Source organism: Mariluticola halotolerans (genome assembly GCF_021611515.1).
Classification (GTDB): Bacteria; Pseudomonadota; Alphaproteobacteria; order Rhizobiales; family Devosiaceae; genus Mariluticola; species Mariluticola halotolerans.
On sequence record NZ_CP090960.1, the window covers coordinates 481104 to 494524 of the forward strand.

Consider the following 13421-nt stretch of genomic DNA (forward strand, 5'->3'; position numbering starts at 1 on the left):
TTGAAAATAATAAGTTTTCAGACTTTTTCCAGGCTACCTCAGTTCTTCGCAGATTGAGCATGAAGCTTTATTAGATGATATTCTCAGAAGCCTGGACACGTTTCGCGTAAGACGCGAAGCGATAATGATTCCCGCTTTTGACGTCACGTTTGACACCTGTCGCCCGTGATGGCGCAAAGGCATCCAAAACATAGACCTGCAGTATAAATACGACTCGAAAACATCGGATCAAGCGGGCATTTGGTGCGCCAATGCTGGTGTTGGCAGGGTTGTGGCACAGGCTGTGGGGGTTACACCCGCGCGGCTCACCAAATTGACTGGAAGGCTGGGCCGGACAATTTCTTCACATCGGTTTGGGCGGACCAATGCCTTGGATATGAGGGCTGCCATCCAAAGAGGACAAGGCTTGCATGATGATGCTTGCCGAAGAAGCGCTCGGCTAAATGTTTGATACGAAAAACATTTATAGCTCCGACGACAAAGTGCGACGCACGATAAGGGATGAGAGGGATATCAGATGAAGTCAATTGGAGTTGTAGGTGCCGGCCAAATGGGGGCCGGAATAGCGCAAGTGATGGCACTTGCCGGTTATCAGGTGGTTTTGACCGAGATAGACGGGGCGGCGCTTAAGCGGGGGCTTGGCGCTATTGAGCAGAGCATGGATCGCCTGATCAAAAAAGGCACTATTGATGATGCGGCCAAGCAGCAGGGGCTTCTGAAGATCTCCACGTCGACATCACTCCAGGCGCTGGATCAGGCTGATCTGGTGATTGAAGCGGTGCCAGAAATTCTGGACCTTAAAACCAAAGTCCATAGAGAAATTGAGAGCGTGGTGCGTGAAGACGCGATCATTGCGACAAACACCTCGTCAATCTCGGTGACCAAGCTGGCAGCGGCAACATCGCGCCCCGAGCGCTTCATTGGGGTTCACTTCTTTCATCCCGTGCCGATGATGGGGCTTGTGGAGGTTATCAGAGGCCTGCAAACAAGCGATGATACTTCGGAAAAAGCCTATGCACTTGTCCGTTCCATCGAAAAATCACTCGTGATTTCCGCCGACACGCCCGGTTTTATCGTCAACCGTCTCCTTGTGCCGATGATCAATGAAGCCATTTTCGCTTTGTCCGGCTGTGTTGCTGATGTGGTGACTATTGATACCGCGATGCGCCTGGGGGCCAACCATCCCATGGGGCCACTTACCTTGGCAGACTTTGTTGGACTGGACACCGTGCTTTCGGCACAGACGGTTCTGCACCAACAACTGGGAGAGTCGAAATATCGTCCTGCACCGATGCTGGTGAAGCTGGTGGAGGCAGGGTGGTTAGGCAGAAAGGCCGGGATTGGCTTTTATGACTACTCGGGTGCTGAGGCTGTTCCCAACAGTCGCTTGCCCTTGCATGCCAGCCGAAATAGTTGAGATCAATACGGGTTGGCCAAGTCGCACCGGCTTTGCATCTTACCTTTTTCGGAATTCGCTTGGGCTCATGCCATTCCAGCGCCTAAACGAGGTCCTGAAGTTTGCGGCGTCGGAGAACCCTAAAAGGTTGGCGATGTCTTCCACTGTGAAACTATTCGCGTCCAAATATTTTTTGGCCAGCGTGTTCCGCACCTCATCCATAATTTCCGAATATGTGCGCTGCTCCGCTTTGAGTTTGCGACGCAAGGTGCGGCTTGTGATGGATAGTTTGGTTGCAACCTCATCCATTGAGGGAAAGGGGGCGGGGGTCTCCATTACAATGCGTGAAACCCGTCCCGCGACACCTTCGATTGACCGGAGGTCATCAAGCAAGCGCTCACAGCTTTCCCGCAAGGTGGCGTGGCTGATCGGGTTCACCATGGGGGGGCGCTCATCCAATATCGATGTGTCATAGACCATTCTGGTAGCCGGCATATCGAACTGAACAGGGCATTCAAAAAGTTGACTGAGAAGTTCTGATTGAAGGGGCGCCTTGTTGGCAATTTCAATGCGTATTGGCTTGCGGTCTGCCCTGGTGATGTCGCGCACATGGGTTACGTGCGCAGAAAGTTGCTGGAAAAGCAGAAAGCTGTGCACTTTTTGCGGGTAACCCACAAAGTGTTCGTCAGGAAATTTCCAGACGAATTTGTCGTCCACGGTTTCAAAATCAATCTCGAACAACGGGGTTGCCAAGCGGTGATACCGGACCGCAAACTCGAAGCTTGACCGCACAGACGGCCCGCAAAGCAGTGCGAAACCATATAATCCGTAAGCGGACAGGTGCAGGTTTTGACCGACCTCAAGCGGTAGCCGCAGATCACCACATAAACGAACCACATTCTCGCACGCGGTCACATAGTGTTCGATCGATGTGTTGGGGCTTTTCTCCTCAAGATCGCTTTCAGTGAAGGGCAGGCGATGCAGAACCTGCGCCGGGGTCAGGTTGTAGCGCTTGGCGCATTCCAGCAGAGTGTAAAGTTTGTAGGGCGCGTACATTTCTCGCTCCGGCAATCAACGGTCAGGTAGGCAAACCTGAATGTCCCACCATAACCCCCTAGTTGTCCCCTAACAACCTTATCGTGCGCGGCGATTTTCGCCACATTATGCTGGATTTTCTGGGAGGAGAAACAAATGAGTAACAAAACATTCCGCAGATTCCTGCTTGGTTCCGCGCTCGCGCTTCCGGTTGCAATGGGTGCGGCGAGTGCCGCGACTGCCGAGCCCTACAAAGTGTTTTTAAGCATGAGCTATGTCGGCAATGACTGGCAGGCTGAGGCGCAGAACATGGTCTCGGCTATGGCGGTCGCGCATGCCGATCAGGTGGATTTGCAAATCCAGGTGGCCGGACCGGTCGCGCAAAAGCAAATTCAGCAGATCAACGCCATGGTGCAGGCTGGTGCGGATGCGATTATCGTTTATCCGATTTCGCCGACCGCATTGAACCCTGCCATTCAGAATGCCTGCGCGAAAGGGGTTGTCGTCTTCGCCTATGATAGTTCAGTCACTGAGCCATGCGCCTATAACGTGGTTACTGACCAAGTTGCTTTGGCCACTGAAAGTGCAGAATGGGTCGCCGAGAAGATGGACCACAAGGGTAATCTGATCTTCATGACGGGTGTGCCCGGCACATCTGTCGACACTGATCGCAATACGGCGGCGCGCGAAGTGTTCGCCAAATACCCGGACATCAAGATCATTGCCGAACCGAACGGGATGTGGTCGCAGGCGGTTGCGCGCAAGGCGCTCACCGAAGTTCTTGCGACCAGCAGCTGGGACGCTGTCGATGGCGTCTGGGGGGCGACTGCATGCGTGCAGTCCTGGTCACTTCAGGTTGAAGCTGGGGAGACCGATCTGGTGCCCTGTGGCGCAGAGGGCACGAATGGCATGCGGGTCATGATGTTGCCTGAGGGGGCGATTGAGGGGGCAACAGGCACATATGCGCCAATGGGTGCCCCTGGTATTTCCCTCGAAAGTCATCCCGGTGCGGGTGCGGTGGCGCTGAAGCTGGCGCTCGATGTTCTCGCGGGCAAGGAGGTCCAGAAGTTGACCTATATGCCATTGGACGCGGTTACGTCCGACACCGTCCGGCTTTGCGAAGACGGTTCATTTGAGGAGTTGGTTTCCGGCTGCAACACATTCAACCCTGCGCTGGTGCCGGCTGGCTGGTTCGCCAATATTGCGAACCCGGATACGCCTGAAGTTGGATTCAACGCGGCGCTCGTTGGGCAGCCTGAATAGGTGATGACCATGTCAGGCAGGCGGCGCCTGGTGCCGCCTGCCTGACGCATAGATCAGGTCTGATGAGGCAAATATGTCTGATGCGCTCCACCTTCAGGGTGTAACAAAATCTTATGGGCCGACTGTCGCGCTGTCGGATGCATCCTTCAGTGTGAAAGCCGGCACCGTCCATGCGCTTTTGGGCGAAAATGGCGCGGGCAAGTCTACTGTCGTGAAAATTTTAAGTGGATTGGTGAGGCCCGACGGCGGCTCGATATCCCTTTTTGGTGAAGACGTGCAGATCGCTCACCGGGGTGGCTCCAGTGAACTGGGCATCGAGACCGCATTTCAGGAAATCCCGCTGATCAATGATCTGACTGTCGCTGAAAATCTGCTCTTGCCGGATCTCCCGCTAAGATTTGGATTTTTGGTGAAACGCCGCGCCATGATGGAGCGGGTCAGGGCGTTGCAGTCGGAACTGGAAATTGCGGATATTGATCCGCGCGCACTTGTTAGCGAACTGGATCTTTCACAACGTCAAAAGGTTGAGATTGCGCGCGCTATTTCGCGTAATCCGCGATTGCTTATTCTGGACGAGCCTACCGCGGCTCTTTCGCGTGCCGATGTTGAATGGCTCGGGCGCCGAATTGCCGAGCTGAAGGTTAAACACACCACGATTGTCCTCGTTACGCATCGCATGCCTGAAGTCCGTGATCTGTGTTCGGACATGTCCATTCTGCGAAATGGGACGCATGTGGGCAGCTTTTCAGTGGGCGAGATATCTGACGAGCAGGTGTTCCGTCATATTATGGGGCGCTCTGTTGAAGTCAGCTTTCCGTCGCGGTCAGTTCCCAAAGCTAAAACGGATCACCCCCCGCTTATACAAGCGGAAGGGATAACCGCCGGTCGTAAAGTGCGGGACATTTCGATGTCGCTAAACCCAGGCGAAATTGTGGGTGTCGCGTGTTTGCAGGGTATGGGGCAGGTCGATTTTTTCAACGCGCTGTTTGGGGTCGAGCAACTCAGTGCCGGCCGCTTGTTGATCAACGGGGAGCAAGCGCATTTTGGCTCTCCCGCTAATGCCATAGAGGCGGGCCTGGCGCTTGTGCCGGAAGACCGTAAAATTCAGGGTCTGGCGCTTAATCGCTCCGGCGTCGAAAATGCGACGCTTCCAATTGTCGAGGACTTCTCGTCTTTTGGAATTCTGCAGGCAAAGCAGGAGCAGAATGCGGCCGATCAAGTCTTCGCGTCAGTCAATCTGCACCCTCGTGCATTATATCAGACACCTTCTGAGTTTAGCGGTGGCAATCAGCAAAAGATCGTCCTCGCCAAATGGCTGATGACCCAGTGCAGATCGCTGCTGGTGTTCGACCCGACACGCGGCGTCGATATCGGCACGAAGCATGAAATTTATGCGCTGTTGCGTGGGTTTGCTGAAACCGGTGGCGGGGTTCTGTTCCATTCTACCGAAGTGCCTGAGCTGATTGGACTGTGTGACCGCATCCTTGTCATCTACGACGGACGCGTTGTTGCTGATGTGCCGCATTCCGAAGCCACGGAGGAAGGTATCGGCGCGCTGATGATGGGCGCATTTCCGCAGAGTTTGAAGGGATGCGCGGCATGACCACCAGCTTTTTTGAAGGCTCGAATCTCTCACGGGTTATGACGCGAAATCAGGGTGCGCTAGTTGCCTTCGGCACGCTGATCGTTGCTTTCGTTCTTTTGCAGAACAACCTCGCCCATGGCTTCAGCTATTACGATATCAGCACCACATTCGCCAGCAGTACAACGCTTGCGATTGCCGCTATAGGGGCGACCCTCGTTGTGATTTCGCGCGGGCTCGACCTTTCGGTGGGCGCGGTCATTTCCCTCTCCAATTGTTTGATTGCTGCCCATATGGGCGACAGCACCACGTCGATGATCTTGTGGGCGTTTCTTGGGGTTGGTGCAGGGGCCCTGGTTGGGTTGTTCAACGGCATTTTCGTTGTTCTGTTTCGCTTGCCCTCGATCATTGTCACTTTGGCGAGCATGTTCATTGTCGAGGGGCTGACGCTTATGATCATGAGCCAGCCCGGTGGCACGATTCCGGGTGGTTTCTCCGCATTTTTTCTATCCGATGCGATCCCGAACCTTTTGCCTATGTCCGCGGCCTTGATCGGGCTGGTGCTTATTGGCTGGTTCATGCTGAAGGCAAGTCCGTTTGGCATCAGTTTGTATGCCATTGGCAGTAGTGATGAGGCGGCACTCGCCAAAGGGGTTTCCGTCGATCTGACCCGGATGATCACCTATATGATTGCCGGTGCACTTTATGGTCTGGCCGGGATGTTTTTGGCAGCGCAGACGGGGTCGGGCGACCCTACGGTGGGCCCACCGATGCTGCTGCCGGTTTTTGTTGCTGTCGTCCTGGGCGGTACGGTCTTTACAGGCGGCAGGGGCGGGTGTCTTGGCACGGTCTTTGGTGCCCTGACGCTCATGCTGATCGTCAACCTGCTACTGGTGTTCAATGTCCCGACCTTCTATTCGAGCGTGGTTGAGGGCTGCCTTTTGATCCTTGCCGTTCTCGCGGGATCCCGCGAGCAGATCGCCAAGTCTCTAGCGCGCCTCCGCCTCTGGGCCAAACGCCGCGCCAGCCCTGTAAAACCTCATATCCGTCGACGATATACTGCAGCGCCCACAAAACGGGCCGACGATACATTGCCGTCTGGCCCTGTCACGCGCTGGCTTAAATTGAACCGGGTTGCGCTGGGGACCAGCATGCCTGCCTATTTCAGCCTGTTTGTGGTTCTCATTGCGACCGCTGTGATTTTTGAGGGGCGCCTTTCCGGTCTTAGCTACGCCAATTCATTGCTGGTCCTGACGGCATTCCTTGCCGTTCTGGCATTGGGGCAGGGTAGTGTTGTGATCAGCGGCGGGCTTGATCTGTCGGTGCCGGCGATGATTACCTTTTCTGGTGTCATGCTCGGCGAGTGGTCGCTGGCGGGCATGGGGGAATTTACGCCGGTCGTGGTTGTCGGCCTGGCAACGCTCATTGGCGCGTTGAGCGGGGTAGGCATCGGCATTATCGGGATGCATCCACTCATTGTGACGCTGGCTGTGAACGGCATTCTAGGCGGTGTCGTCCTCGTCGCTACCGGCGGGACACCGCACGGGGTTGCGCCTGAATGGGTGACCTGGTTCATGACGGGGAAAATAGGTGGCTTTACGCCTATCGTGCCAGCGCTTTTCGTATTTGTTGTGGCTGCGAGCGTGTTGCTGGGTAACACGCCATTTGGACGGCGCCTCTACGCTGTTGGCAGTAATCAGACGATGGCCTATTTCTCCGGCGTTTCTGTCGCCCGTACGCAGATAACGGCGTACGCCCTCAGTGCCGCATGCGCTGCAGTTGTTGGCATTATGCTTTCGGGCTTCAGTGGCCAGGCTTTCATCGACATGGGCACACCATACCTGTTGCCTTCCATCGCCGTCGTTGTGATTGGCGGAACGGCGATGACGGGTGGCCGTGGCACCTATCTGGGGATGCTGGGAGGCGCGCTGCTTATGACAGCGCTGTCGACGGCCCTCCAGGGCATGCTGATACCGATCGCGGTGCGCAATGTCGTGTTTGGTGTCGTGATACTTGGGGCAGTTATCGGACTGCGCGAAAAAAAATCCACATGAGCGAAGGAGGAATTCATGCTTAAGCAAGTTCGCAGGATTGTCACTCAAAACGATGAAAGCGGCAAATCCGAGGTGTTGTTCGACGGCATCGCCGATGAGGTCATGACCGTCCTGACCGAGTTGTGGGTCACCGGTCCGGGGCGCCACGATCACAAATCTCCAACCGATATGGCAAAGAAAACCGTTGGCGTTCTGCCACCCAAAGGCGGCACGGTATTTCGCATCTTTCAGATTGCGCCAGACAGCGAGAATGATCATTTGAGCGCCGAAGAGCGCCAGCAGACCGCCCGTGAATGGTTCAAGGAAATGAAGGGTGTCGATATTCAGCCTGACACTTCACGTCACGAGTCGATGCATACTACCGATACAACCGATTACATTATGTTGCTTTCGGGCGAGATCACACTGGTGCTCGACAAGGAAGAGCGCGACCTCAAGCCATTTGATGTCGTCGTTCAGCGCGGCACCAACCATGCATGGGTCAATCGCGGGTCTGAAGACGCGCTTTTGATGGCCGTTTTGGTGGACGCCAACAGCGCATGAAAAATGTATCGCGGCAGGCCGAAGAACATATCGGAACGGTAGCGATTGTCGGTGCCGGCATGATAGGCGCGAGTTGGGCCTGTCTGTTTTTGGGGCACGGTTTGAATGTCGTGGCTACCGACATTCGCGCGGATGCAGGGTCTGAGTTTCGCGAGGCCGTTGCCCGGTTTCGCCATTCTCTGCCGGACGATGTATTGCAGCAGGGAAGCTGGGGCACGCTCAGCTTCACCCATGATCTTGCGGAAGCATGCGAGACAGCTGACTTCGTTCAGGAGAACGCGGTTGAACGGATAGATGCCAAAATTGACCTGTTCCGGCGTATTGATGCGCTGACGCGCCCTGAGGTTGTTATCGCGTCGAGCTCATCTGCAATCTCCGTTACCGACATGCAAAGTGCATGTGCGCACCCTGAACGAGTGGTGCTCGGTCATCCGTTCAATCCGCCTCATCTGGTGCCGCTGGTTGAACTGGTTGGTGGCGCGAAAACCGGCGAGACGTTTTTGATCAAGGCAGAGCGCTTTTATCAAAAAATGGGGAAGGTGCCGGTTCGGTTGAAAAAGGAAATTTATGGCCACATCGCCAACCGGATGCAGGCGGCAATTTTTCGCGAAGCCATCCACCTGCTCGAAAGCGATGTGGCTTCAGTGGAAGATATCGACCGAGCCGTGAGCGAAGGGCCGGGGCCGCGCTGGGCGCTGATGGGGCCATTGCTGACCTATCGTCTTGCCGGGGGCGACAAAGGCATGCAGGGCTTTTGGGACATGTTCGAACCGATGCAGGAGAGGCTTTGGGACGATCTGGGCGCGCCGCATCTTGATAAGGCTCTGCAAGACCGGGTTACCGATGCTGTTGAACGCGCCTATGGCGACCGCGGTGTACGCGGCCTGGCCAAACAAAGAGATGTTTTGCTGCAGGCGGTGCTGGCTGCCAAAGAAACAAATATGAAAGGTTAGCCAGGATGGCAGACAAGAAAGTTATTATCACATGTGCCATTACCGGGGGTATCCATACCCCATCCATGTCACCGTATTTACCAATTACCCCTGACGAGATTGCGGCGTCTGCTATCGAGGCTGCGGACGCTGGAGCGGCTATTCTCCATTTGCATGCGCGGGACCCTGAGAATGGCGCGCCTGCCTCCGATCCCGATCTGTTTGCACAGTTCCTGCCGAAAATTAACGATGCGACAGACGCGGTTATTAATTTGACCACCGGCGGGGGCTTGACCATGACGGTCGAGGAGCGCCTTGCGGGACCTTTGCGGTTCAAGCCTGAAATGTGCTCGCTAAATATGGGCTCCATGAACTTCGCACTGCATCCGCTGGCAGAAAAGAAGACTGACTGGAAATATGACTGGGAACCGGCCTATCTGCTGGGCACCAAGAACGGGATTTTCCGCAATACGTTTGAGGATATCGAAAAGATCATCGAGAGACTGGGCAAAGACCATGGCACGCGTTTCGAACATGAATGTTATGACGTCGGCCACCTCTACAATCTTGCCTATTTTCTGGATCGCAAGATCATCGAACCGCCGTTTCTGATTCAGACAATTTTTGGCGTTCTGGGCGGGATGACGGCGGAGTGGGAGAACCTCAACTTCATGAAAGAGACGGCAGACCGTTTGTTCGGCGACGCCTTTGAGTGGTCTGTGCTGGCGGCCGGCCGGAACCAGATGCCCTTCGTCACGAACGCTGCCTCGCGCGGTGGCCATGTGCGCGTTGGCCTGGAAGACAGTCTTTATATTTCCCGGGGCGTTCTCGCCCAGTCCAATGCCCAGCAGGTACGCAAGGTTCGCAAGATCATTGAGGAACTGGGATTGGAGATAGCAAAGCCGAATGAGGTGCGTCAGATGCTTGGGTTGAAGGGCGCCGACCTTATTGACCTTTAGGCAGAGGGACTGTTCCCCATGCCATCTGATTTCTGGAAACAAAAAAGTGGCGACAAGAGCCGCCACTTTTCCCAGCGTTTTAGCTTTCACTCAATGTGCGATTAATTGTTTGCCATGATGGTGGAGGGGGCTTCACCCGTTTCCATCCAATGCTCCAGAGCGGTCAGCGGGTCGATGCTTTCCATGGCAATGCCACCGGGGCCAGGCAGAAGACCGCAATGGTCCATGCCGGGGATCATGAAGAGCTTCACATTCTCGTTCAGGGCTTCCTCGCCGCCTGCAGCCGCAGCGGCTTCATCGTACCATTTTACGGTTTGTTCAGGCAGCACGATCGCATCAGCCCAGCCGTGCCAGACGATCATTTTACCGCCGGCGGCCCTGAATTTGGAAATGTCCGGAGAGTCGGAATTAAACATTTCTGCGGCTTTGGACATGCGCGCCGGATCGTTTTCGAAATCGAAATCGACCGTTTTCCATCCCGGACCGCGATCAGGTTCGAAGGCGAGGTAGGCACCAAATGACTGGGCGAATAATGGATTGAGCGGCACAGCGCCTTCTTCATTCCCTGTCAGCCAGAGCCACCAGAACGGTTCGGAACCTGCTGGAATGCCACCTGGGAACAGTTTCTCTCCGGCTTCATTGACGGCCGGCTGGTACCATTTGTTCACTACACCGATCTCGGCCTGGCTCAGGCACTGTTTCGTGTCGGCACCGTCCTCGCACAAAAGGACTGACAGGTCAGGCGTGCAGCTGCGCGGATCGGAAATCAGCCCATCTTTGTTCCCGTCAAGGCCGTCGCACTGCTTCATCACTTCGTCGCCGATCAGTCCGTCCTTTCCCGGTTTCAGGATCGGTTCGCCATCCGGGCCGGTGTTTGCCTTGACGACCCAGGCGAGTGCGGCACCCGCGAGGCCGGTCTCGTTCATTGCCGGGGCTCCCGAAATTATACCCTGATAATTCTCGGGATAACGCAGGGAAGCCATGTGGGCGAGGCGCCCGCCGGTCGAACAGCCCTGAAAAATGGAGTCGCCGTTTTCAGACCCGTAAAATGCCTCGATCAACGTATTGGCAACGCGGTAAGTCTCACCGATGGCACGCCATCCCCAGTCACGTTCCCCATTCGGGTTTGCATCGGCCCAGTCCGCATCGACCACCGACAGACCGTGGTGACCGCTGTCCGAGGTCGCGGTGGCGTATCCCCGGGCAAGCCCTGACGACATGGCGTTTACCCAGCGGCCTCCCTCGTCGCCTCTGACCAGCATGCCGCACCAACCGCCGCACCCGGCTTGATAGAATTTGCCGTTCCAGTTTTCGAGCGGCAAACGGGTTTCTATCGATATTGAGGGCAACGCGGTTGCGCGCACCTCGCAATAGGCAGGCAGCTTGTCCGTGGCCTCGACGACCCTTGTTGAGGTGACAAAGGCTGCATCCATTCCGTAATTATTCAGTGCTTCGCAGCGCTGTGTTGGGTCGCTTTGCGTCATTGCCATTGTGGGCGTCGCTGACGCAATGGTCCATCCAATGGTCATTAACACCGGGACCAGTATCCCTTGAATTTTCATAAGTTTCCTCCTTTTGATGTATTGTGAATTGCCTGTTGGGCAATCCGCCCAATCAATGGATCACCGGCACCTCCGAAGATTTTGAACTACCGTGCGTGCAAACTGCTCCTGATGCTGATTGCTCTCATCAGGTGATCATGCGCTGCCGGTGCTTTGCAGCGCCGGGCAAGTCATCGACATGGTTCCTCCCTATGCCACTTGAACTTTGCGTGGTCTTGAATTGGGCGATTTGCTGATGCCATGTCAGAGCCCGCAACAAGAAGGCCTTCAGCGGACAAAAGAGGGGTCATTCCGGGACATTCCGGATTACTCGGGAAAGCCTTGCGCTAGGGCGGGGCCCTATGGAAGGCTGTTTTTTGATCCCTCCATCGGCCATTTGCAAAAGGTAGCAATTGCCTTGCTTTGCCTCCGCCGTGCCCGATGAGGATGGCGCAAAGCCTTTGCCTCGCATTGCGGCACGTCTTGCCCTCGTTGGTTTGTGCCGCTGTAGAATCTGAGAAGCTGCCAGTGCGCTGACCGTGCGCTTTCCGCGAACGGGTTTGTTCGAGCGCGGTTATGAATGTCCTGTTATCACCCCCATTTTGTCCGGCGAAAACCTTCTCGCCAGGGGCTCTGACATGGCATCAGCAAATCATCCAATTGAAGACCGCACAAACGAAGGCGGCGTTGGGAGGAGTTATGCCGATGATCAGCTCTGCGCGGAGAAAGCGCTGGAGATATCTCACCCCGAACACAGACGGGCGAGGGGGTAATTGTTCCCCTCAGTTCATCGTGACGGGTGATTGCGTCGGCATGGCAGGCGATGGCCAGGTAATTCACAAAAGGAGGAAGTGATGAAACATTTTACACTAGCAGCCCTGACAGCTGTGGGAGCGCTTTGCGCGAGCGCGGTGGCGTTGCATGCCGAGCCGCTCAAGATCGGCATTATCGAAAGCCTTTCGGGCTCGCAGACGTCGACTGGCCGCCTTTACGCGACAGCCGTCAAATACGGCGTTGACAGGATTAACGAAGCGGGCGGCTTTAACGGCGAGCCGGTGGAAGTGACTGAATATGACAATGCCGGTGGTGCGCCTGAGGCGGCGGACAAGTTCCGGCAGGCGGCGGCTGACGGCGTGGACATCATTTTCCAGGGCGCTTCATCGGCTATTGCCGGCCAGCTCACTGAAGACGTGCGCAAGTATAATCTGCGCAATCCCGGCAAGGAAGTCATGTTCATCAATCTCGGTGGCGAGGCCATGGAGCTAACGGGCGACAAATGCCAGTTTTATCACTTCCGCTTCACGACAACCGCACCAATGCGGGTCAACGCGCTTGTGAATGCGATGAAAGAAGCGGGTGACCTTGGCGACAAAGTTTACTCGATCAACCAGAACTATTCCTGGGGTCAGGACATGCAGGCGGCAGTTGATGCGGTAGCCGATGTCGGCGGTTATGAAGTCGTCGACGAAGTTCTGCATGATGTGAACAAGATTCAGGATTTCGCACCCTTTGTTGCGCGTATCAAGGCCGCCAGCCCGGACACAGTTTTCACCGGGAACTGGTCAAACGATCTGCTGCTTTTGATGAAAGCTGCAGGCGATTCCGGGCTCGACGTGACTTTTGCCACGGCCTTCCTTGATCAGCCGGGTAATATAGCGAATGCCGGCGATACGGCGGTCGGTCACTATATTGCGAACAACTATGACAATGCCGCAGGTGCTGATGCCTTCGCCGAAACCTACAAGGCAGCGACAGGGCACTATCCGATCTTTGTCGAGGGGCATACCGCCTTCGCGGTCGGGACGCTTCAGAGCGCATTGGGTAATCTCGATTTCGACGGTGGCGAGATCAATGTGACCGAAATTGCGCTCGCTTTGGAAGACACAGTTTATGACACGCCCGTGGGGCCGATTTCGGTCCGCAAAGAGGACCATCAGACGATCCGTCCTGTGGTGGTATCCAAGGTGGTCAAAAACCCGAAATATCCAACAGACGACACTGATATGGGCTTTGAGACGGTGAAAATCGTTCCCGGAGAGCTGGCGGTGTATCCCGTGCAAGACAGCTGCAAAATGCAGCGTCCTGACGCCTGATTACCGAACTATCGCGATCTGGC

At 55.6% G+C, this 13421-nt stretch carries 10 protein-coding genes; 8 read left to right on the plus strand and 2 right to left on the minus strand.

Annotated elements, in window-relative coordinates; translation table 11 throughout:
* Window positions 1–517: 517 nt before the first annotated feature.
* On the plus strand, window positions 518–1417 hold the full coding sequence (locus tag L1P08_RS02350; RefSeq protein WP_303618407.1) for a 3-hydroxyacyl-CoA dehydrogenase NAD-binding domain-containing protein: 900 nt from the start codon (window positions 518–520) through the stop codon (window positions 1415–1417).
* Between the two features lie 39 nt (window positions 1418–1456).
* On the opposite strand, the gene L1P08_RS02355 is transcribed toward L1P08_RS02350, so the two are convergent.
* Window positions 1457–2452 (minus strand): AraC family transcriptional regulator, encoded by a 996-nt coding sequence (locus L1P08_RS02355; protein ID WP_303618408.1) that lies wholly within the window; start codon window positions 2450–2452, stop codon window positions 1457–1459.
* A gap of 135 nt (window positions 2453–2587) precedes the next feature.
* Between L1P08_RS02355 and L1P08_RS02360 the strand changes: the two genes are divergently transcribed.
* From L1P08_RS02360 to kce, 6 genes are all read left to right on the plus strand, one after another.
* Entirely contained in the window at window positions 2588–3694 is a 1107-nt protein-coding gene (locus L1P08_RS02360; protein WP_303618409.1) for a sugar ABC transporter substrate-binding protein, read from the plus strand.
* Between the two features lie 73 nt (window positions 3695–3767).
* The gene (locus tag L1P08_RS02365) at window positions 3768–5297 is read left to right on the plus strand and encodes a sugar ABC transporter ATP-binding protein (protein WP_303618410.1); all 1530 of its coding nucleotides are present in this window, start codon (window positions 3768–3770) and stop codon (window positions 5295–5297) included.
* Window positions 5294–7330, plus strand: coding sequence for an ABC transporter permease (locus tag L1P08_RS02370; RefSeq protein ID WP_303618411.1), 2037 nt, complete (start codon window positions 5294–5296; stop codon window positions 7328–7330). The genes L1P08_RS02365 and L1P08_RS02370 overlap by 4 nt, the downstream gene beginning before the upstream one ends.
* A gap of 15 nt (window positions 7331–7345) precedes the next feature.
* Entirely contained in the window at window positions 7346–7873 is a 528-nt protein-coding gene (locus L1P08_RS02375) for a cupin domain-containing protein (protein WP_303618412.1), read from the plus strand.
* On the plus strand, window positions 7870–8826 hold the full coding sequence (locus L1P08_RS02380) for a 3-hydroxyacyl-CoA dehydrogenase NAD-binding domain-containing protein (protein WP_303618413.1): 957 nt from the start codon (window positions 7870–7872) through the stop codon (window positions 8824–8826). The genes L1P08_RS02375 and L1P08_RS02380 overlap by 4 nt, the downstream gene beginning before the upstream one ends.
* 5 nt (window positions 8827–8831) lie before the next feature.
* On the plus strand, window positions 8832–9764 hold the full coding sequence (gene kce, locus L1P08_RS02385) for a 3,5-dioxohexanoate:acetyl-CoA acetone transferase (RefSeq protein ID WP_303618414.1): 933 nt from the start codon (window positions 8832–8834) through the stop codon (window positions 9762–9764).
* Window positions 9765–9865: 101 nt separating this feature from the next.
* Here kce and L1P08_RS02390 read toward each other — a convergent pair whose 3' ends face one another.
* Window positions 9866–11326: a tannase/feruloyl esterase family alpha/beta hydrolase gene (locus L1P08_RS02390; protein WP_303618415.1), complete on the minus strand. Its 1461-nt coding sequence runs from the start codon at window positions 11324–11326 to the stop codon at window positions 9866–9868.
* A gap of 833 nt (window positions 11327–12159) precedes the next feature.
* On the opposite strand from L1P08_RS02390, the gene L1P08_RS02395 reads away from it, so the two are divergent.
* Window positions 12160–13398, plus strand: coding sequence for a branched-chain amino acid ABC transporter substrate-binding protein (locus tag L1P08_RS02395; protein ID WP_303618416.1), 1239 nt, complete (start codon window positions 12160–12162; stop codon window positions 13396–13398).
* Window positions 13399–13421 lie beyond the last annotated feature (23 nt).

What these genes read in the sequence shown, in the direction of transcription:
- L1P08_RS02370 (WP_303618411.1), top strand. Translation starts at nt 5,294, where the DNA reads ATGACCACCAGCTTTTTTGAAGGCTCGAATCTCTCACGGGTTATGACG.
- L1P08_RS02390 (WP_303618415.1), bottom strand. Translation starts at nt 11,326, where the DNA reads ATGAAAATTCAAGGGATACTGGTCCCGGTGTTAATGACCATTGGATGG.
- L1P08_RS02365 (WP_303618410.1), top strand. Translation starts at nt 3,768, where the DNA reads ATGTCTGATGCGCTCCACCTTCAGGGTGTAACAAAATCTTATGGGCCG.
- L1P08_RS02375 (WP_303618412.1), top strand. Translation starts at nt 7,346, where the DNA reads ATGCTTAAGCAAGTTCGCAGGATTGTCACTCAAAACGATGAAAGCGGC.
- kce (WP_303618414.1), top strand. Translation starts at nt 8,832, where the DNA reads ATGGCAGACAAGAAAGTTATTATCACATGTGCCATTACCGGGGGTATC.
- L1P08_RS02395 (WP_303618416.1), top strand. Translation starts at nt 12,160, where the DNA reads ATGAAACATTTTACACTAGCAGCCCTGACAGCTGTGGGAGCGCTTTGC.
- L1P08_RS02380 (WP_303618413.1), top strand. Translation starts at nt 7,870, where the DNA reads ATGAAAAATGTATCGCGGCAGGCCGAAGAACATATCGGAACGGTAGCG.
- L1P08_RS02355 (WP_303618408.1), bottom strand. Translation starts at nt 2,452, where the DNA reads ATGTACGCGCCCTACAAACTTTACACTCTGCTGGAATGCGCCAAGCGC.
- L1P08_RS02360 (WP_303618409.1), top strand. Translation starts at nt 2,588, where the DNA reads ATGAGTAACAAAACATTCCGCAGATTCCTGCTTGGTTCCGCGCTCGCG.
- L1P08_RS02350 (WP_303618407.1), top strand. Translation starts at nt 518, where the DNA reads ATGAAGTCAATTGGAGTTGTAGGTGCCGGCCAAATGGGGGCCGGAATA.